The organism is Microbacterium pasadenense (assembly GCF_047246565.1).
In the GTDB taxonomy this organism is placed as follows: domain Bacteria; phylum Actinomycetota; class Actinomycetes; order Actinomycetales; family Microbacteriaceae; genus Microbacterium.
The window spans coordinates 822,260-840,852 of the sequence record NZ_JBFOKN010000001.1; the positions used below are offsets into that span (position 1 = coordinate 822,260).

Consider the following 18,593-nt stretch of genomic DNA (forward strand, 5'->3'; position numbering starts at 1 on the left):
GCGCCGGGATCCCGGGCGGCCACCACCCCCCTTCGCCGACGACGGAAGAAGAACGGCCATGAACCTCCTCCAGATCGCACAGCACGCCGAGGACCTCGACCGCGCGGAGGACTTCTACACGGTCCTGCTCGGGCGCGGTCCGCTCGCCCGCATCGATCCGCCCGGGCTGCTGTACTTCGACCTCGACGGCGCCCGCCTGATGCTCGATCGCGGGGCGCCCTCGTCGCTCATCTTCCTCAAGGTCGACAACGTCCACGAGAGCCTGGAACGACTCGACGGGCTCGCCGAGGTCATCACGGAGCCGCACATCGCCTACACGCACCCCGACGACCGGCTCGTTCCGGCCGGGCGGGAGGAGTGGCAGTCGTTCATCCGGGACAGCGAAGGGAACACGATCGGCCTCATCGCGTTCCAGAAGCCCTGACCCGCGCTCAGTCGCCCCGGGCCACCGTCGCGTCGAGGAAAGCGTGGATGGTGGCGTGCAGCGCGGCGGTCGCGGCCGAGTCGATCGTGCCGGCGTGGCCGCCTTCGACGGGCTCCAGGTAGTGCACTGCGGCATCCGTCTCGTCGGCCAGCCGTGCCGCCATCTTCCGCGCCTGCACGGGACCGACCCGGTCGTCGCTGGCGGCCGCGTAGATCAGTGACGGCGGGTAGGCGCGCCCCGGCTCGATCAGGTGGTACGGGGAGAACGTCCGGAGGAACTCCCAGTCGGCCGGGTCGTCGGGGTCGCCGTACTCGGCGATCCAGCTCGCCCCCGCCGACAGGCGCGTGTAGCGGCGCATGTCGAGCAGGGGGACGCCGCAGACGATCGCGCCGAAGTCGTCGGGGTACTGCGTGAGCATGTTGCCCACCAGCAGACCGCCGTTGCTCCGCCCGTGGCATGCGATGCGATCCGGCGTCGAGACCCCGCGCGCGACGAGGTCGCGGGCGACGGCGGCGAAGTCCTCGTAGGCGCGGTGCCGGTTCTCGCGCAGGGCGGCGAGATGCCAGGCCGGGCCGAACTCGCCGCCGCCGCGGATGTTCGCGACGACGAGGATCCGGCCCTTCTCGAGCCACGCGGGTCCGACGATCGCGGGGTACTCCGGCGTGAGTGCATGCTCGAAGCCGCCGTAGCCGCTCATGAGCACGGGCGAGGCGCCGGAGCGGCTACGCGGACCGATCTGGAAGTACGGCACGCGGGTGCCGTCCGCCGAGGTCGCCCAGTGCTGCGACGCGACGAGGCCGGTCGCGTCGAACGCGGTCGGGCCGTGGCCGACCAGCCGGACCGCGGGGGAGGCGGCATCCGTCACGAGGAGCGTCGGCGGGGTGAGGAAGCCCCGCGCCACGATCCAGATCTCGTCGTCCTCCTCGGCGTCGAGGGTCGCCACGCTCGCCGTGAAGAGGTCGTCCGCGCTGAGCGCCAGGTCGAGCTCCACCGCGCTGCCGGTCTCGAGGTCGACGGACAGGATGCGGCTCTGCACGCTCTCGAGGACCGTGAGGACGAGCCGGGTTCGCGTCCACGCCCAGGACTCGAGCACCGCGACGTCGGTGGGCGCGTACGCGACACGCAGGTCGGTCCCGTCGCCGGTCGTGAGCGTCTCGAGCGGCCCGACGAGCAGTGTGCCGGCGGGGTGCGTGACGCCGTCGACGCGCCACGGCGTGGTCGTCCGAACCGCGACGAGGTCGCCGTGCACGTCCACGACCGCGTCCTGCGGTGCCGCGATCAGCTGGGGTTCGCCACCGCGCCAGACGTACTGCTCGGAGGCGTGGAAGTCGTGCGCGACGACGACGATCGGCGTGACCCGCCCCTCGGTGCGATCGACGGCGACGAACACGCCGACGTCGGATGCGACGCCCTCGATGATCGGCGGGGCATCCGCGAGGGGCGTTCCGCGGCGCCAGGCGCGTGCGGTGAGCGGATAGCCCGAGTCGGTGACGTCGCCGCCCTCGAGTGCCGTGGCGACGAGGAGCGTGTCGTCATCCAGCCAGGCGAGGCGGTGCTTGTGCGCGTTCAGACGGAAGGCGTCGTGGTCGACGAAGCGCACCGCGTCGAGATCGAACTCGCGCACGACCGCGGCGTCGCCGCCGTCCGGGCTCAGGCGCACCAGGGCGCGGCCGCTTCCGGCGGGTCCGTGCGTGGCTCCGGCGAACGTCCACGCCGTCCCCTCCGCGTGACCGAGCGCGTCGACGTCGAGGAGGACCTCCCACTCGGGCGCTCCGGCGGCGAACGCGGCGCGGGTGGTGCGCCGCCAGAGCCCGCGCGGATTCTCCGCGTCGCGCCGGAAGTCGTACATGAGGTCGCCGTGGCGACTCGGGACGATGAGGCGATCGGGGTCGTCGAGGATCTCCTTGAGCCGGGCCTCGAGCCGGTCGCGGTCTCCGCCCGCGAAGCGCGCCTCGGTCTCCGCCGTCCGCACGGCTGCCCAGTCGAGCGCTTCCGGAGATGAGATCTCCTCGAGCCAGCGGAACGGGTCGGCGGGTTCAACGGCGATCTCGCGGGGCGTCATCCCGCCAGCCTAGGCCGGGATCCGACGGTGTTCGCCTACGGAGAATCGTTGGCACTCGCATAGGCAGAGTGCTAATCTGAAGGTACTTGAGTCATACCGGCTCAAGTTTGAGACCACCATCCACCAAGGAGAGAATCATGGCCACGTATGACCCGTTCCGTGAGATCGACCGCCTTGCGTCGACCCTCTTCGACACCCGCCGCGGACCCCGTCGGATGCCGATGGACCTGTACCGCGATGGCGACCACTACGTCCTGACCGCGGATCTTCCCGGCATCGACCCGGGCTCCGTCGACATCGACGTGGACGGCCAGCTGCTGACGATCCGTGCCGAGCGCACGCTGTCGTCGGGCGAGGGCGTGAAGTGGATCACCCGCGAACGCGAAGCGGCGAGCTTCCTGCGCCAGCTCAACCTGGGCCAGGGCATCGCGACGGACGGCATCACCGCGAACTACAGCAACGGAGTGCTGAGCGTCATGATCCCGGTGAGCGAGAAGGCGAAGCCGCGGAAGATCGAGGTCGTCGCCGACGGGTCGCCGTCGACGATCACCGCATCCGAGAGCGACCAGCCGCAGCCGATCGACCAGTGATCGCCACCGCCGGCCGGCGCTGACCGCTGAGAACCGCCCCGCGTCCGCTCGGATGCGGGGCGGTTCCGCGCGCCAGGGGGATCAGACGCCGCGGAGCTTGGCCGTGATGGCCTTGAGCTCTGCCAGCTCGGCGTCGGAGAGGACCGACATGCGCTGCGAGATCGTGCGGCCGTGGACCGTGGCGACGCGGCGGAAGGCGGCCGCCCCCTCATCGGTCGCGCGGACGATGGCGCCGCGGCCGTCGGAGGGGTCGGGGCACTTGGTCAGCAGTCCCCGCGAGACCATCCGGTCGACCAGTCGCGAGACGCTCGGCTGGCTGATGAGCGCGTTCGCGGTGACGTCGCGGAGGCGTGCGGAGCGGTCTTCGCCGCGGGTGACGGTGAGCAGGACGTCGTACTCGGCCTGAGTGAGGTCGCCGTCGGCCGAGAAGTCGACCGACAATTCCTCCATGAGCTCGTGCTGAGCGCGGAACAGACTCTCCCACGCGGCGATGGCGAGGCGGCGGTCTGTCATGGCGTCCACTGTATCGCCGCTCGTAGGGTGGGAGCGTGAGGACTTCGAGACGCACAGCACGCGCAGTGGCGGCAGCTGCACTGGTGGTCCTGATGGCGGTGATCGCGCCGCCGCTGGCGGCCTCGGCCGACGTCGACGATTTCGTCTTCGAGAGCCTCGACGTGGACTTCACCCTGACGCGCGATGCGAGCGGCGTGAGCCGGATGGACGTCGTCGAGACGTTCGTCGCGGTGTTCCCGGACGCCGACCAGAACCGCGGCATGCGGCGGGTCATCGCGACCGAGTTCCGCGGCCAGCCGGTGCGTCCGTCGGTGGACACGGTCGTCGATGGGGATGGGGACGAGTGGGAGGTCGAGACCGACGACGGCGACGCCGGTCTCGAGGTGGTCGCTCGCTCCGACGACTACCTGCACGGGCGGCAGACGTTCGTCTTCCGCTACAGCCTCGACAACGTCGTTCGGGAGTTCTCCGACACCGGCGCCGAGCTCTACTGGCAGGTCAACGGGCTCGACTGGGAGCAGCCGTTCGGCCGCGTGACGGCGCGCCTCAACGTGGCGCCCGAACTGAGGCATGCCGTCGGCGCGAGCGCCTGCTATGCCGGGCGATCCGACTCGACAGTCGCCTGCGACCGGATCGAGGAGACCGCGGCCGGAACCGGACCGGTCCTCACGGTCGAGCAGGAGCAGCTCGCTCCGCATGAGACGCTCACGTTCGCGGTCGGGTTCACGGACGACACGTTCGAGCCGCTCGACACGTCGTACCTCGGGTCCGTGTGGGCGTGGATCCAGCTTGCGGCGCTGGCCGCGATGATCGCGGTCCTCGGCTGGGCGGTGGCGGTGCGGAGGACGCGGTTGGCGGATGCCGCGGGGCGCCCGACGGTGATCGCGGAGTACTCCCCGCCCGCCGGAATCGATGCCCTCGAAGCGGCGGTGTTCCTCTCCAAGCCGGCCAAGGCGATCCCCGCCGAGGTGCTCGAGCAGGCGGTCGTCGGGTCGATCCGGATCTCCGAGGGAGACAAGCCCCGCTGGGGCTCGGCGAAGCTCGTGGCCGAGTTGGTAGATCCGTCCCGGGCGGACGGCGACGGCCGGATGCTCCTCGAGGGCCTGTTCCCGAGTGGGCGGCCCGGCGAGAGGTACGAGTTCGGCAGCTCGGACACGCGCCTGTCGAAGGCGGCGCAGAAGATCCTGTCGAGCGCCGGATCGGCGCTCGGGAAGAGGGGCCTCCGGCGGTCGGTGCGGTTGGGCACCAGGCTCGTTCCGGGGCTCCTCTCGGTCGTGCTGGGGGCTCTCGTCCTGTTGGCGGGCATCGTCATGCTGGATGCCGCCATCGACCCACTCTGGCCGGTCATCGCGCTGGTCCTGGGGCTCATGCTCGTCGTGGCCGTCATCGTGGTGCTCGCGAAGAGCCCGCTGACCGCGGCGGGTGCGGAGTTGCGGGACCACCTGGCAGGGCTGCGGGTGTTCATCGAGTGGGCAGAGGCGGACCGCATCCGGACCCTGCAGTCACCGGCCGGTGCCGAGCGGGTCGCCGTCGACGTGGACGACCCGCGGCAGATGCTGAGACTGTATGAGGCCCTGCTGCCGTACGCCGTGGTGTTCGGACAGGAGAGCGAGTGGTCGAAGCGCCTCGCGGTCCTCTACGAGGACAACCGGGTCGCCGGACCGTCGTGGTACGTCGGGTCGGGCGCCTTCAACGCGGCGGCCTTCTCGTCGGGGATCGGCTCGCTGTCGGCGGCGACCGCCTCGTCTTCGCCGACGGGCGGCTCGACCGGCGGTGGCTCCGCGGGGGGCGGCGGTGGCGGTGGGGGAGGCGGCGGCGTCTGACCGTCGGCGGCTTGCGACCTCCGCGGCGTCCGCGTCGGCGGGTCCTGACCTCCGGCGGCTGCTGATCGCGGCCGCCGGTCACCGGTGGGTCAGAACGGTGGCGGATCCACCGCGGTGAAGACGAGGGTGCGGGCCGGGGTGTCGGGCACGGTGTGGCCGCTCGGGCTGGTCCATTCGAGGACCCCGGTGGGGTGTTGTCTCACCCGCCAGGCGGAGTGGTGTTTGAGGGTGTGGTGTCTGCGGCAGAGGTGGGCGAGGTTGCAGATCTCGGTGGGGCCGTCGTGTTCGGCGGGGATGGTGTGGTCGATGTCGCACCGGTGCGCGGGTTGCCGGCAGCCGGGGAACCGGCAGTGCTCGTCCCGGACCGCGAGCAAGCGACGCTGCTCGGCGGTGGGCCGGTACCGGTCGACCGCGAGCACGCACCCGGTGACCGGGTGCGTGAGGACCCGGTCCCATCCGGGCGCGTGGCCGGCGAGGTCGCGGGCGGTGTTGAGGTCGATCGGTCCGTGCCCGGCGAGTTCCGCAGGTTCGGTGGACTGGCCCAGCAGGGTCAGCACCGGGATCGTGATCTGCACCCGCGCACGGATCGCATCGGCTGCCGGGATGGAGTTCTCGGCGTCCTGGGCGGTGGCGTGCCCGGTGAGGAGCAGATCTGCCGCGACGTCGAACCGGACCTCACCCATCGACCGGGTATCTCGCGAGCACGGCTCGTTCAGTCCCTCGAGCGCATCACCGGGATCACCACCCGACCGTCCGTGCCGGGCGTCGATGACCTCCCGGGCCAGGAGGTCGAGGCGGGATTTGATCGCTGTGACCTGGACCATCGGCCCGCTGAACCCGAGCTCCCCCATCCCGTCGACGCCTTCCCGCAGCCACACGCCGCGGCGGGTCGCGGCCGCCCGGTGCCGGTCCGCGAGGGGGATCGGGTGGATCCGCTGCGCCAGCAACCGTGCGATCGGCCGCAACCTGTTCGCGGACTCCCGTTCCGCGACCGGCAGCACCGCCCCCTCGAACTCCGCCCGCGACTCCCCGTCGAGGATGTTCACCCCGGCCTCGGCGATCACCTGCGCATGCGACCGCTCGATCCGGCCCTCACCCAGCGCCGCGTGGGTTGCCGGGAACCGGTCGCACAGCGTGTGTGCGGCATCCATCCACGCCTGCACCGTCCGATCCGACACCCGCACCGCGACCGCGATCTGCGCCGCCGCCGACCGGACCGGAACGTCATACGGCGCATCCAGGTCCCGCGACGGCGGACCCATCTGCCCCAACGCGACATCCATCGCCTCGGACAGCAGCGCCGCCTCCGCCGCCTGACGACGCGCGATCTCCCGACGCTCCGCCGCGACCGCGTCGACGATCTCCGCGAGACGCCGAGCCCCCGAACCGGGCTCCGGAACCAGTGCTGCCATACCCCCTATTGTGACCAGGGGGTCCGACATCGACCCGACACAACCCCAGATCAGCGCGGGTTCCTGTGGACAACCCGCCCGCAGGGCCACCTGTGGAGAGGACTGCGCCGAACACCTCGCTGAGGGCGAAAGTAAGGGCCGGCTGGAGAGGCATCCAGCCGGCCCTTGTCCCTTGCACCAAGAGTGTCCTGCAATCACATGTCGGTAGGTGCCACAGCAAAACATCTACCGTGCTGAGACTCTATAACGACCAGATAACGGTGGCAAGGATTTCTTGTTATGAATCTGTGATGTTCCGGCGGGGAGCCGCAGACCTCCGGATCAGGGCTCGCCGGCGCGGGCGCCGTCGCCCCCGTCGGGAGCCGACAGCGTGACAGCGTTCGCCGTCTCGGCAGGGTGTTCCGCGCTCCATGACGCGAGCAGCCGGAGCCGCTCCGCGGAGGGCGAGCCGGGTTCCGCGGTGTAGATGAGCATGACGTTGCCGGGCTCGGCGGTGAGGGCGAGTTCCTCGTATGCGAGGGTCAGCTCGCCGACGACGGGATGCTGGAAACGTTTGGTACCGGCACCGTGGGTGCGGACGTTGTGTGCTGCCCACAGCCGCCGGAAGTGCTCGCTGCGGGTGGAGAGCTCCCCGACGAGGTCCTGCAGGCCCTTGTCGTGAGGATCACGGCCGGCTTCGGCGCGCATGATGGCGACGCACATGTCCGCGAATATCTCCCAGTCCGGGTAGAACTCGCGGGCGGCGGGGTCCAGGAACTGGAACCGCGCCAGGTTCGGTGTGCGGCCGCCGTCGCCGATCACCGGCGAGTAGAACGCGCGACCCAGATCGTTCACGGCGAGCAGGTTCTGCCGCGGGTCGCGGACGAATGCGATCCCCTCGGTGATGGAGGAGAGTGCCCACTCCAGGCTCTGTCGCGGTGCGGCGGGTCTGCCGCTGCGCTTGCGTGCGCGGCCGCTGGTGGGGATGCCGTCGGCGGTGCGCGCCAGGTCCAGCAGGTGAGCCGTCTCGGTCTCGTCGAGCTGCAGCGCCCGGGCGACGGCGTCGAGGACGGATGCCGACGCGCCGGCGATCGCGCCACGCTCGAGCTTGGCGTAATACTCGACGCTCACTCCCGCCAGGGCCGCGACCTCGCTGCGACGCAGGCCGGCGACGCGGCGGTTGCTGCCGACCGCGATGCCCGCCGCGTCGGGAGTGACGCGGGCGCGGCGGCTCATCAGGAACTCGCGCACATCAGCTCGGTTGTCCATACGACGAGGCTAGATCCGCGGTGCCGGATGAGGGAGGCGCTGCGAGGGCACCCTTCGACGCGAAGCCGCCGGCACCCCGATGAGGGGTTCCCTGTCGGTACACCTCTCCTCAGGGACTCCCGCGCCGGCGGGGAGCAGGGGAGCCTGGATGGATGACCGCTCCCACTCCGATCGCTCCCGCCGCACGCCGGGCACTGCCGGCGCTGCTGCTGGTGCTGACCGTGTTCGGCCCGATCTCGATGGACCTGTATCTGCCGGCGCTTCCCGCGCTGGCCGGAGAGATGGGTGCGGCCACCTCGGTCGCGCAGCTGACGGTCACGGCCTGCCTCCTCGGACTCGCCGTAGGCCAGCTGATCGCCGGGCCGCTGTCCGACCGGTACGGGCGGCGCGGCATCCTTCTCGTCGGGATCGTCGCCTACATCGTCACGTCAGCGCTCTGCGCGCTGAGCCCTCGCATCGAGGTGCTCATCCTCGGCCGCGTGGTGCAGGGACTGGCCGGCGGCGTGGGGATCGTCATCGCCACGGCGGCCGGACGAGACATCTTCACCGGCCGCAAGCTGATCCGGTTCTACGGCAGCCTGACAGTGATCGGCGGGCTCGCGGCGATCGTCGGCCCCCTCCTCGGCGGGATGCTGAACACCGTCACCGACTGGCGGGGCCTGTTCGTCTTCCTCGCCGTCATCGGCGCCGTCATCCTCGCGCTCACCCTCGCGATCTTCGGTGAGACGCTGCCGGCCGACCGGCGCACCCGCGGGGGATTCGGTCAGACGCTCCGCGACTACCGCACCCTGCTCGGCGACCGCGTCTTCCTCGGCGCGGTCCTCAATCAGGGGTTCCTCTACGCGGCGCTGTTCGCGTACCTCGCCGGGTCGACGTTCGTGCTGCAGGACGTCTACGGGCTGTCGCCGCAGTGGTACGCCGCCGCCTTCGGGCTGAACTCCGCCGGCCACATGGTCGCCGGCTACCTCGCGGGGCGCACCGCCGAGCGGTGGAGCGTCTTCGGCACGCTCACCGTCGGCGTCGTCGTGACCGGTGTCGGCGCGCTCGGCCTGCTGGTGGCCGGGCTGACTCCGATGCCGCTGTGGATGGTCATCCTCTCGCTGTTCGCCCTGTCCAGCGGTGTGGCGATCACGGCACCCCCGGCGACCACCCTCGCGATGTCCGACTACCCGCAGATGGCGGGCACCGCCTCGTCCCTGCTCGGCATGGTGCGATTCGGGTTCGGCGGGATCGCCGCACCGCTCGTCGGCGTCGCCGGGGCCCTCAGCATCCTGCCGCTGGGGCTGGTCACCGTCGTCTCGGTCGCTCTCGCCGCAGCAGCCAGCCTCCTCCTGATCCACCGCCGCCCGCCCGTCACGGCCCCCGCGGCGGCGGCCACCCCATCGGAAACCGCATCGGTCTCCTGATACCCCACACCGAAGGAAAGGACACCATCATGCGTGGAGTCATCATGTACGCCCCCGGCGACGTCCGGGTCGAGGACCGGGACAACCCGACCATCCTCGAGCCCACCGACGCCATCATCAAGCTGGCTGCGTCCTGCATCTGCGGGTCCGACCTCTGGCCGTACCGGGGCGCCGAACCGGTCCAGGACGCGCCGATGGGCCACGAGTACGCCGGCGTCGTGACCGAGATCGGCGCGGAGGTGACCACCATCGCCGTCGGCGACTTCGTCGTGGGGTCGTTCTTCGCCTCCGACAACACCTGCGAGATCTGCCGGGCCGGCTACCAGTCGCACTGCGTGCACCGGGCCCTGATGGGCGAGATCGGCACGCAGGCGGAGTACGCCCGCATCCCGCACGCCGATGGCACCCTCGTCGCCACCCCCGGCCAGCCCGACGCCGACCTGATTCCGTCGCTGCTGGCCGCATCGGATGTCCTCGGCACCGGCTGGTTCGCCGCGGTCGCCGCCGAAGCGGGCCCCGGAAAGACGGTCGTCGTCGTCGGCGACGGTGCCGTGGGCCTCCTCGGCATCCTCGCGGCCCGGGAACTCGGCGCGGAGCGGATCATCGCGATGTCCCGGCACGCCGACCGCCAGGCTCTCGCCCGCCGGTTCGGGGCGACCGACATCGTCGAAGAGCGCGGCGACGAGGGCGTGGCACGCATCAAGGAGCTCACCGACGGACTCGGGGCGCACTCCGTCATCGAGGCCGTCGGCACCCAGGCGTCCATGGAGCAGGCGATCCGTTCCGCCCGCCCCGGCGGCCACGTCGGCTTCGTCGGCGTCTCCCACGACGTGTCCCTGGAAGGGCTGGAGCTGTTCTTCTCCGGCGTGCACCTGCACGGCGGTCCCGCGCCGGTGCGCCGGTTCCTGCCGGAACTCATCCAGCTGATCTGGGACCGCAGGATCGACCCGGGTGCCGTGTTCGACCTGGCCCTGCCGCTCGAGGATGCCGCCGAGGGCTACAAGGCCATGGACGAGCGCCGCGCCACCAAAGTGCTGCTCACCGTCTGATCCGAACCGGGCGGCCGGTCGCGGTCGATGTCACTCGTCGTCGATCAGCTCGAGCAGCTTCCGCAGCTCGTCGCGGATCTCGTCGTGGTCGTACTGGCCCGCCCGGCTCTCGCCCGAGATGACGCCGGAGCGCCGCACCTTCTCGAAGTCCCCGTACGGGAAGCTGTAGGCGCCCTTGGTCTCGGGGTTCTCGTCCCTATCGATTCCCAGGTGCCAGTGCGAGAACTCGGTCCAGCCGTGCTTCTCGATGAATTCGTTCTCGTCGGATGCCGCGGGCGCGGCTTCCGACCAGTCGTCGCGTTCGTCGCGGACGACGTCTCCTCGGCGCACCAGGGCACGCGCCTGCTCGAGGGCGGGACGGTTCAGTTCGATGCTCATGCGGCGAGGCTAGAACCGTCTCCCGGAGGGCCCGGAGGGACTTGACAGCCGGCATCCGTGCACAGCGCCCGCGTCCTCGTCAAGTCCCGGCCGTGTTCAGGAGCCGCATCGGATCGCCGTCCTACGCTGAGATGCAGCGATCCTGGAGGCACACACCGATGAGCACGACCCCGACCGACGACGCATCCTGGCTCCAGAGCCGGCCGTGGCTGAACTCGTACGCCGACGGCGTGCCGCATGAGATCACGCCGGTCACCGAGACGCTCGTGGGATTGCTCGAGGGGTCCGTCAGGAAGTACGGCGGCAAGGTCGCGTGCGAGTTCTTCGGGGCCGAGACGACCTACGCCGAGCTCGGCGACCAGGTCTCGCGCGCGGCGAACGCGCTGCGCAGGCTCGGGGTCGAGAAGGGCGACCGCGTCGCCCTCATCCTCCCGAACTGCCCGCAGCACGTCATCGCGTTCTACGCGGTCCTGCGGCTCGGCGCGATCGTCGTCGAGCACAACCCGACGTACACGGCACGGGAACTGCGTCACCAGTTCGAGGTGCACGAAGCGGTCGTCGCGATCGTCTGGGACAAGGTGGCGGACATCGTCGCCGGGTTCCCCGCCGACATCGCGCCCGCCGCGATCGTCTCGGTGCGGATGCCGGACGCCCTGCCGTGGACGAAGCGACTCGCTCTGCATCTGCCCGTCCCCGCCGCGCGCGCGACGCGCGAGGCGATGACCGGCACCCCGACGTCCAAGGGCCTCATCCGCTGGAACCAGCTCGTCGAGAGCCGGCGCCTGCCGCGAAAGCACCCGGCGCCCGGCCTCGACGACACCGCGCTGCTGCAGCTCACCAGCGGCACGACGGGCACGCCGAAGGCGGCGATCCTCTCGCACCGGAACCTCCGCTCCAACGCCGCGCAGGGCAGGGCCTGGGTGCCCGGCCTGCAGGAGGGCAAGGAGACGTTCTACGCGGTCCTCCCGCTGTTCCACGCGTATGGGCTGACCCTCTGCCTCACCTTCGCCGTCTCCATCGGCGCGAGGGTCGTGCTGTTCCCGAAGTTCGACGTCGACATGACGGTCGCCGCCGCCCGGACCTCTCCGCCCACCTTCCTCCCCGGCGTGCCGCCGATCTACGACGCCCTGTCGCGCGCGAGCACCCGCAAAGGCGTCGACCTGTCCCGGATCCGCTTCTCCATCTCGGGAGCCATGAGCCTGTCGGTCAAGACCGTCGACCGCTGGGAGCAGGCGACCGGCGGGCTTCTCGTCGAGGGGTACGGGATGACAGAGACCTCGCCGGTCGCCCTCGGCAACCCGATGGGGCCGACGCGGCGGCCGGGAACCGTGGGAGTGCCGTTCCCGAGCACCGAGATCCGTGTCGTCGACCCCGATGCGCCGACCGTGGACCGTCCGGCCGGCGAGCCGGGTGAGCTGCTGATCCGCGGCCCGCAGGTCTTCCAGGGGTACTGGCGCCGCCCCGACGAGACGGCCGCGGTGATGCTCGACGACGGCTGGCTGCGCACGGGCGACATCGTCACGGTGTCGCCGGACGGCTTCGTCACCGTGATCGACCGGGTCAAGGAGCTCATCATCACCGGCGGGTTCAACGTGAGCCCGAGCGAGGTGGAGCAGGTGCTGGTCCTGCATCCCGATGTCGAGGCGGCGGCGGTCGTGGGCGTGCCCCGCTCCGCCGGCGGCGAGGACGTGGTCGCGGCCGTCGTGACGGCGCCGGGCGCCGTCTTCGACGCCTCGGCGCTCAAGGACTTCGCCAAAGCGCACCTCGCCTCGTACAAGGTCCCCAAGCGGGTCGTGCCGGTCGAGGACCTGCCGCGTTCGCAGATCGGCAAGGTGCTGCGGCGCGAGGTCCGCGACCGGGTCGCCGCGCGCTGACCGACCCGGCAGCGGATGCTGTCAAGCCCGCTCCGAGGGCACGGAACCGGTGGCAGGGTGGATCCCGCGAACATCCGCACCTTCGAAGGAGAACAATGCAGCAGCGCACCCTCGGCCCGTACACCGTCTCCGCCATCGGCCTCGGCGCGATGCCGGTGTCGATGAACAACGACAAGGCCTACCCCGACCACGACGAGGCCGTCGCCACGGTCCGGGCGGCGCTGGATGCCGGCGTGACCCTCATCGACACGGCCGACATCTACGCGCCGAGCTGGGACACGATGGGCCACAACGAGAAGATCGTGGCCGACGCGCTGGCGGGATGGGGCGGTGACCGCGGCTCGGTCGTCGTCACGACGAAGGGCGGGATCACCCGCTCCGAAGGGGAGAAGTGGGGCCGCGACGGCTCGCTGGCCTACCTCCGCAGCGCCGTCGAGTCGTCGCTCCGGAACCTGCAGGTGGACGCGATCGACCTGTACCAGTACCACCGGCCGGACCGGTGGATGGTCTACGGCGAGATCATGGACAACCTGAAGACGCTGCAGGAGGAGGGCAAGATCCGCGCCGTCGGGATCTCGAACGCCAGCGTCGAGGAGATCGAGATCGCCGAGCAGGTCCTGGGCGACGGCGGCCTCGTCAGTGTGCAGAACGAGTTCTCGCCGCGGCACCCGGGCAGCTACGACGAGCTGCAGTACTGCGCCGACCGCGGCATCGCCTTCCTGCCGTGGAGCCCGCTCGGCGGCACCGGCGGCGGCGCCCGCGACGTCGGCTCCCGATTCGCGGCCTTCGCCGAGATCGGCGAGGAGCACGGCGTCAGCCCGCAGCAGGTCGTGCTCGCCTGGGAGCTGTCGCTGAGCGCCACCGTCATCCCGATCCCGGGGGCGCGGCGCGCGGCATCCATCACCGACTCGGCCAAGGCCGCCGACCTCGAGCTGAGCGCGGACGAACTCGCCCGCTGCTCCGCCGCCGTCGGCCTCGAGGTCTGAGCAGGCGGGCTGCTCACCCCGCGGGAGTGAGCAGCCCCTCCGCCGCCACGATCTCGATCGAGAGCACCTTGTAGCCCTCGGACTCGAAGAACACGCGCATCCGGTCGTCCTCCACCGACACGACCGTGCCGTCGCCCCATTCGCGGTGCGTGACATGGTCGTCGACCGCGAACGGACTGTCGGACGCCTCCGCCGCGACCGGCCCGTACGCCGAGCCGTCCGCACAGGTGTCGCAGTGGCCGCACGGCTCCGCGACCTCCTGGCCGAAGTAGCCCAGCAGCACCTGGCGACGGCAGCGCCGGGTCTCGGCGTACTCCCGCATCGTGTCGATGCGGGAACGGTCGATGCGCTCTCGCTCCTCGGCGCGCGCCATCGCCGCCTCGGCCGCCGTCCGGGGATCGACACCGCGCCGCAGCACGGCGCCGGTGCGGTTCAGGCGCACCGACGCGGTGTCGACCAGCAGTGCGAGAAGCGCCGTGACGCGTCGCGGCGACAGGCCCGTCGCCTCGCTGAGCTCTGCCTTCCGCTTCGCACCGCCCTGGATCGCGGTCACGACCGAACGGAACTCCGCGGCATCCGGATTCTTGGTCGCGAAGTACCGGCGGAGAGCGAGGTCCTCGGGACGGTAGTGCAGCGTCGCCTGAGCCGCGCCGCCGTCACGGCCGGCGCGTCCCAGCTCCTGGTAGTAGGCGTCGACCGAATCGGGGATGTCGGCGTGCACGACGAATCGCACGTTCTCCTTGTCGATCCCCATCCCGAACGCCGACGTCGCGACGACGACGTCGAGCTCATCGTCGAGGAACGCCTCATGGACGGCCGCGCGCTCCTTCCGCCCGAGTCCGGCGTGATACGCGCGGCTGCGCAGATTCCGCTCGGCGAGCTGCGCGGCGTACTCCTCGGCCGACCGCCGGGTCGCGACGTACACGAGTCCCGGACCCGGAAGCGACACCACCTCCTCGAGCACCGCCGCCCGCTTGCCGGAGTCCTCCTGGTGCCGGCGGACGTCCAGACGGATGCCGGGACGGTCGACGTCGCCGAGCAGCACGGCAGGGTCCGTCAGTCCGAGCCGTTCCGCGATCTCGGTGCGCACCGGGGTCGATGCCGTGGCGGTCAGCGCGATGATCGGCGGACGACCGAGCCGCTGTGCCACCGCGCCGATCCCGAGGTAGTCGGGTCGGAAGTCGTGACCCCACGACGTGATGCAGTGCGCTTCGTCGATGACGAGCAACGCGATGTCGAGCTCGGCCAGGTCGGCGACCACCTCGTCGTTCGCGAGCTGCTCGGGCGCCAGCAGCACGTAAGTCGCCTCGCCCTCCCGCAGCCGGCGCCAGGCCTCGGCGCGGGCGCGCACGCCCCGGTTCGAGTTGAGCGCGACGGCCTTCGGGGCGTTCGGCGCCTCGTCGAGGCCCGAGAGCTGGTCCTCCTGCAGCGCGATGAGCGGCGACACGACGACGGTGATGCCCGGCCGCACCGCACCCGCCACCTGGTAGACGGCGGACTTCCCCGATCCCGTCGCCCACACGACGAGCACGTCACGGCCCTGCGCGGACGCCTCGATCGCCTCCACCTGCTCGGGGCGCAGATCGTCCAGGCCGAAGGCGGCGTGCGCGACGCGACGGATCTCGGACCGGTCGGCGACGGGCGCCGACGCGACCCCCGTCACTCGTCGGCCACCCGGCCACCGTGCGTGGCGCCGCTCGCCTCGTCCGCCTCGGCCTCGTTCTCGTTCATCTGCGCCGTGAAGTCGTCGCCGTCCAGTGCGCCGCCGCCCTGTGCTGCTGCGGTCTCGTGACCCTCGCCCGGTGCGGAGGACGTCTCGTGCTCGTTCATGCGTCCAGCATCGTCGGCAGCGCGGACGTGCCGGACACCCTTGACAGCCGCTTAGTCTGGGGCCATGTCGGGTCGTGTGCGCGTCGGGATCTCCGGGTGGCGCTACGCGAGCTGGCGCGGCGACTTCTACCCGCCCGGCCTCGTCCAGCGTCGTGAGCTCGAGTACGTCGGCGAGCGGATGCCGACGGTCGAGCTCAACGGCTCGTTCTACTCGCTGCAGCGGCCCGAGAGCTACCGGCGCTGGAGTGATGCGGTGCCGGATGACTTCGTCTTCGCCGTCAAAGGATCGCGGTACATCACCCACATGCTCCGGCTGCGCGGCATCGAGACGGCCCTCGCGAACTTCCTCGCCTCGGGTGTGCTGGCGCTCGGCCCGAAGCTCGGGCCGATGCTGTGGCAGCTGCCCGAGCGGGTGGCCTTCGATGCGGACGAGCTCGACGCGTTCCTGGGGGCCCTGCCCCGCACGACGGCGGAGGCGCTCACGATCGCGTCGGCGCACGACGCGCGGCTGGACGGCCGGGCCTGGCTCGAGATCGACGAGGACCGGCCGATCCGACACGCCCTCGAGCCGCGTTCGACCTCGTTCGAGGACCCCGCGGCCGCCGACATCCTGCGCCGTCACGATGTCGCCCTCGTGGTCGCCGACACGGCGGGACGGTTCCCGGCGTTCGGCGAGCAGACGGCCGCGTACACGTACGTCCGGCTGCACGGCGCGGAGGACCTGTACGCGAGCGGCTACTCGGCGGAGCAGCTGGACGCCTGGGCGGATCGGATCCGGGGCTGGCAGGCCGGCGCGGCAGACGGCATCCCGCCCGACGTGTACGTCTACTTCGACAACGACGCGCGCGGCTTCGCACCGCACGACGCGCTCGCGCTGGGAGCGCGGCTCGCGGACTGACCGGCAGGATCCCGTCGACATCCGACCGTCCTGCGGCGGCGGGGCGTGTCAGGCTCGAGTCATGGCATCCGACCTCCTGCTCGACCGGCCCGCCCTCGTCGTCGTCGACGTGCAGGCGGGCTTCGACGACGCCGCGTACTGGGGCCCGCGGAACAACCCCGACTGCGAGCAGAACATCGCGGCGCTCATCGGGCGCTGGCGCGACCGGGGCTGGCCGCTCGTGTTCGTGCGGCACGACTCGGCGTCGCCGGGATCGCCGCTGGCTCCCGGCACTCCGGGCAACGACTTCGCGCCGGTGATCACGGGCGTCCCCGATCTCCTCGTGACCAAGAGCGTCAACTCCGCCTTCCACGGGACGCCCGACCTCGACGCGTGGCTGCGTGAGGAGGGCGTCAGGCAGGTGGTGATCGCCGGCATCACCACCAACCACTGCTGTGAGACGACGGCGCGGATCGCCGGGAACCTCGGCTACGACACGTACTTCGCGCTCGACGCGACGGCCACCTTCGACCGGGTGGGGCCCGACCGGGAGGTGGTCCCGGCCGCGACGCTGACGGCCGTGACGGCCGCCAACCTGCACGGCGAGTTCGCGACGGTCGCATCCACCGCCGAGCTCCTCGCCGGCTGACCGCGGCGCGCGCCCGTCCGCCTAGCCGCCTCGCGCGCCGCGTGGCCTCACGGCCGCACGGCCGCACGACCGCACGACCGACCGCCCAGCCGCACGACCGACCGCACGGCCGCACGACCGACCGCCGGATCGGTGCCACACCGGCCACAGGGGATGACACCGGCACCACCGGTCGTGCGTCCGTTCGAGCAGTCGCCGGGCCGGCCGGCGGCGGAGGGCGCTCAGCGCAGGGCGCGGACGGCGTCCCAGAGCGCATCGGCGACGGCGCGCTTGCTGCCGGCGACCTCGCCGACGACGGCGTCGGTCCCGTCGACGAGCAGGACGGCGTTGTCGGCCGTCTCGAACCCCGCATCCCACGCCACGCGGTTCACGGCCAGCAGGTCGACGCCCTTGCGGGCGCGCTTGCGGATGCCACGCTCGCGCAGCTCCGCGTCGTCGCGCGCCGTCTCGGCGGCGAAGCCGATGACGGTCTGCCGGTCCCGTCGGGATGCCACGAGCCGCGCGAGGATGTCGGCGTTCTCCACGAGGTCCAGGCGCGCGGCGCCGTCCTCTTTGCGGATCTTCTCGTGCGAGACCTCGGCGACCCGGAAGTCCGCGACCGCCGCGACCATGACGACGACGTCCGCGGCCGCCGCGGCCTCGCCCATCGCGGCGTCGAGTTCCGCGGCCGTGCTCACGCGCTCGACGGTGACCGACGGATGCCGCGCCGCGTCCGCCAGCACGCCGTCGTCGACGTGCGCGGCGACGAGATGCACCCGCGCGCCGCGCTCCGCGGCCGCGAGCGCGACCTCGGCGCCCTGTCGTCCACTGGACCGGTTGCCGAGGAAGCGGACCGGGTCGATCGGCTCGCGCGTGCCGCCGGTCGAGACGGCGACGCTCAGGCCGGCGAGGTCGCCGGCGGGGCCGGCATCCGATCCGCCGGCGCCGCCGGCGACGACGGCCAGGGCGGCCGCGACGATCTCGTCCGGCTCGGCCATGCGGCCGGGGCCGGAGTCGCCGCCCGTGAGCGGGCCGTCCGCCGGACCGACCACGTGGACGCCGCGCTCCCGCAGCACTCCGATGTTCCGCTGCGTCGCCGGGTGCTCCCACATGGCGGTGTGCATGGCCGGGGCGACGACGACCGGTGCGGTGGTCGCCAGCAGCGTCACGCCGAGCAGGTTGTCCGAGATCCCCGCCGCCATCTTCGCGAGCGTGTTCGCGGTCGCCGGGGCGACGATGACCAGGTCGGCGTGCGTGCCGAGCGCGACGTGACGCACCTCGTCGACGTAATCGTGCACGCTGGTCGTGACAGGATTGCGGCTGACCGCCTCCCATGTGGCCGTGCCGACGAATCTCAGCGCGTCCGGCGTGGGAACAACGTGCACCTCGTGCCCGTTGGTCACCAGCGCACGCACCACCTGCACCGTCTTGTACGCGGCGATGCCGCCCGAGACGCCCACGACGACGAACATGGTCCGATCCTGCCACGGCGG

The 18,593-nt window shown here is 71.6% G+C and carries 17 protein-coding genes; 9 read left to right on the forward strand and 8 right to left on the reverse strand.

All coding sequences use genetic code 11. From position 1 onward, the window contains the following. Window positions 1-58 precede the first annotated feature (58 nt). Entirely contained in the window at window positions 59-424 is a 366-nt protein-coding gene (locus tag AB3M83_RS03895) for a VOC family protein (protein WP_412945279.1), read from the forward strand. Window positions 425-431: 7 nt separating this feature from the next. Here AB3M83_RS03895 and AB3M83_RS03900 read toward each other — a convergent pair whose 3' ends face one another. Beyond that, window positions 432-2,486: a prolyl oligopeptidase family serine peptidase gene (locus tag AB3M83_RS03900; RefSeq protein ID WP_412945281.1), complete on the reverse strand. Its 2,055-nt coding sequence runs from the start codon at window positions 2,484-2,486 to the stop codon at window positions 432-434. A gap of 137 nt (window positions 2,487-2,623) precedes the next feature. Here AB3M83_RS03900 and AB3M83_RS03905 point away from each other — a divergent pair, with 137 nt between their 5' ends. After that, a complete protein-coding gene (locus tag AB3M83_RS03905; protein ID WP_412945283.1) occupies window positions 2,624-3,076 on the forward strand; it encodes an Hsp20/alpha crystallin family protein in 453 nt (150 codons plus the stop codon). 81 nt (window positions 3,077-3,157) lie between these two features. On the opposite strand, the gene AB3M83_RS03910 is transcribed toward AB3M83_RS03905, so the two are convergent. Further along, a complete protein-coding gene (locus AB3M83_RS03910) occupies window positions 3,158-3,589 on the reverse strand; it encodes a MarR family winged helix-turn-helix transcriptional regulator (RefSeq protein ID WP_412945284.1) in 432 nt (143 codons plus the stop codon). A gap of 65 nt (window positions 3,590-3,654) precedes the next feature. Between AB3M83_RS03910 and AB3M83_RS03915 the strand changes: the two genes are divergently transcribed. Continuing rightward, a complete protein-coding gene (locus AB3M83_RS03915; protein ID WP_412945286.1) occupies window positions 3,655-5,412 on the forward strand; it encodes a DUF2207 domain-containing protein in 1,758 nt (585 codons plus the stop codon). Between the two features lie 89 nt (window positions 5,413-5,501). Here AB3M83_RS03915 and AB3M83_RS03920 read toward each other — a convergent pair whose 3' ends face one another. Further along, entirely contained in the window at window positions 5,502-6,824 is a 1,323-nt protein-coding gene (locus AB3M83_RS03920; RefSeq protein ID WP_412945287.1) for an HNH endonuclease signature motif containing protein, read from the reverse strand. Window positions 6,825-7,145: 321 nt separating this feature from the next. Next, window positions 7,146-8,072, reverse strand: coding sequence for a helix-turn-helix transcriptional regulator (locus AB3M83_RS03925; RefSeq protein ID WP_412945288.1), 927 nt, complete (start codon window positions 8,070-8,072; stop codon window positions 7,146-7,148). A gap of 152 nt (window positions 8,073-8,224) precedes the next feature. Here AB3M83_RS03925 and AB3M83_RS03930 point away from each other — a divergent pair, with 152 nt between their 5' ends. Both AB3M83_RS03930 and AB3M83_RS03935 read left to right on the forward strand, forming a co-directional pair. After that, complete coding sequence (locus tag AB3M83_RS03930) at window positions 8,225-9,478, forward strand: multidrug effflux MFS transporter (RefSeq protein ID WP_412945289.1); 1,254 nt, start codon at window positions 8,225-8,227, stop codon at window positions 9,476-9,478. 29 nt (window positions 9,479-9,507) lie between these two features. Next, entirely contained in the window at window positions 9,508-10,527 is a 1,020-nt protein-coding gene (locus tag AB3M83_RS03935; RefSeq protein WP_412945290.1) for a zinc-dependent alcohol dehydrogenase family protein, read from the forward strand. A gap of 30 nt (window positions 10,528-10,557) precedes the next feature. Here AB3M83_RS03935 and AB3M83_RS03940 read toward each other — a convergent pair whose 3' ends face one another. After that, the gene (locus tag AB3M83_RS03940; protein WP_412945291.1) at window positions 10,558-10,905 is read right to left on the reverse strand and encodes a hypothetical protein; all 348 of its coding nucleotides are present in this window, start codon (window positions 10,903-10,905) and stop codon (window positions 10,558-10,560) included. A gap of 158 nt (window positions 10,906-11,063) precedes the next feature. On the opposite strand from AB3M83_RS03940, the gene AB3M83_RS03945 reads away from it, so the two are divergent. Both AB3M83_RS03945 and AB3M83_RS03950 read left to right on the forward strand, forming a co-directional pair. Further along, window positions 11,064-12,779 carry a long-chain-fatty-acid--CoA ligase gene (locus tag AB3M83_RS03945; RefSeq protein WP_412945292.1) on the forward strand — a complete coding sequence of 572 codons (1,716 nt, stop codon included), beginning with the start codon at window positions 11,064-11,066 and terminating at the stop codon, window positions 12,777-12,779. A gap of 95 nt (window positions 12,780-12,874) precedes the next feature. Beyond that, on the forward strand, window positions 12,875-13,765 hold the full coding sequence (locus AB3M83_RS03950; protein WP_412945294.1) for an aldo/keto reductase: 891 nt from the start codon (window positions 12,875-12,877) through the stop codon (window positions 13,763-13,765). Between the two features lie 13 nt (window positions 13,766-13,778). Here AB3M83_RS03950 and AB3M83_RS03955 read toward each other — a convergent pair whose 3' ends face one another. Both AB3M83_RS03955 and AB3M83_RS03960 read right to left on the reverse strand, forming a co-directional pair. Further along, window positions 13,779-15,428 carry a RecQ family ATP-dependent DNA helicase gene (locus AB3M83_RS03955; protein ID WP_412945295.1) on the reverse strand — a complete coding sequence of 550 codons (1,650 nt, stop codon included), beginning with the start codon at window positions 15,426-15,428 and terminating at the stop codon, window positions 13,779-13,781. Further along, on the reverse strand, window positions 15,425-15,595 hold the full coding sequence (locus AB3M83_RS03960; protein WP_412945297.1) for a hypothetical protein: 171 nt from the start codon (window positions 15,593-15,595) through the stop codon (window positions 15,425-15,427). Before AB3M83_RS03960 ends, AB3M83_RS03955 begins: the two co-directional genes overlap by 4 nt. A 64-nt stretch (window positions 15,596-15,659) precedes the next feature. Between AB3M83_RS03960 and AB3M83_RS03965 the strand changes: the two genes are divergently transcribed. Together AB3M83_RS03965 and AB3M83_RS03970 are read left to right on the forward strand one after the other, a co-directional pair. Beyond that, a complete protein-coding gene (locus AB3M83_RS03965; protein WP_412945299.1) occupies window positions 15,660-16,493 on the forward strand; it encodes a DUF72 domain-containing protein in 834 nt (277 codons plus the stop codon). A gap of 61 nt (window positions 16,494-16,554) precedes the next feature. Beyond that, a complete protein-coding gene (locus AB3M83_RS03970) occupies window positions 16,555-17,121 on the forward strand; it encodes a cysteine hydrolase family protein (protein ID WP_412945301.1) in 567 nt (188 codons plus the stop codon). 221 nt (window positions 17,122-17,342) lie between these two features. Here AB3M83_RS03970 and coaBC read toward each other — a convergent pair whose 3' ends face one another. Then, window positions 17,343-18,572: a bifunctional phosphopantothenoylcysteine decarboxylase/phosphopantothenate--cysteine ligase CoaBC gene (coaBC, locus tag AB3M83_RS03975; protein ID WP_412945303.1), complete on the reverse strand. Its 1,230-nt coding sequence runs from the start codon at window positions 18,570-18,572 to the stop codon at window positions 17,343-17,345. Between the last annotated feature and the right edge of the window lie 21 nt (window positions 18,573-18,593).

What these genes read in the sequence shown, in the direction of transcription:
- AB3M83_RS03950 (WP_412945294.1), top strand. Translation starts at nt 12,875, where the DNA reads ATGCAGCAGCGCACCCTCGGCCCGTACACCGTCTCCGCCATCGGCCTC.
- AB3M83_RS03960 (WP_412945297.1), bottom strand. Translation starts at nt 15,595, where the DNA reads ATGAACGAGCACGAGACGTCCTCCGCACCGGGCGAGGGTCACGAGACC.
- AB3M83_RS03935 (WP_412945290.1), top strand. Translation starts at nt 9,508, where the DNA reads ATGCGTGGAGTCATCATGTACGCCCCCGGCGACGTCCGGGTCGAGGAC.
- AB3M83_RS03945 (WP_412945292.1), top strand. Translation starts at nt 11,064, where the DNA reads ATGAGCACGACCCCGACCGACGACGCATCCTGGCTCCAGAGCCGGCCG.
- AB3M83_RS03930 (WP_412945289.1), top strand. Translation starts at nt 8,225, where the DNA reads ATGACCGCTCCCACTCCGATCGCTCCCGCCGCACGCCGGGCACTGCCG.
- coaBC (WP_412945303.1), bottom strand. Translation starts at nt 18,572, where the DNA reads ATGTTCGTCGTCGTGGGCGTCTCGGGCGGCATCGCCGCGTACAAGACG.
- AB3M83_RS03910 (WP_412945284.1), bottom strand. Translation starts at nt 3,589, where the DNA reads ATGACAGACCGCCGCCTCGCCATCGCCGCGTGGGAGAGTCTGTTCCGC.
- AB3M83_RS03900 (WP_412945281.1), bottom strand. Translation starts at nt 2,486, where the DNA reads ATGACGCCCCGCGAGATCGCCGTTGAACCCGCCGACCCGTTCCGCTGG.
- AB3M83_RS03905 (WP_412945283.1), top strand. Translation starts at nt 2,624, where the DNA reads ATGGCCACGTATGACCCGTTCCGTGAGATCGACCGCCTTGCGTCGACC.
- AB3M83_RS03970 (WP_412945301.1), top strand. Translation starts at nt 16,555, where the DNA reads ATGGCATCCGACCTCCTGCTCGACCGGCCCGCCCTCGTCGTCGTCGAC.
- AB3M83_RS03925 (WP_412945288.1), bottom strand. Translation starts at nt 8,072, where the DNA reads ATGGACAACCGAGCTGATGTGCGCGAGTTCCTGATGAGCCGCCGCGCC.
- AB3M83_RS03895 (WP_412945279.1), top strand. Translation starts at nt 59, where the DNA reads ATGAACCTCCTCCAGATCGCACAGCACGCCGAGGACCTCGACCGCGCG.
- AB3M83_RS03920 (WP_412945287.1), bottom strand. Translation starts at nt 6,824, where the DNA reads ATGGCAGCACTGGTTCCGGAGCCCGGTTCGGGGGCTCGGCGTCTCGCG.
- AB3M83_RS03940 (WP_412945291.1), bottom strand. Translation starts at nt 10,905, where the DNA reads ATGAGCATCGAACTGAACCGTCCCGCCCTCGAGCAGGCGCGTGCCCTG.
- AB3M83_RS03965 (WP_412945299.1), top strand. Translation starts at nt 15,660, where the DNA reads ATGTCGGGTCGTGTGCGCGTCGGGATCTCCGGGTGGCGCTACGCGAGC.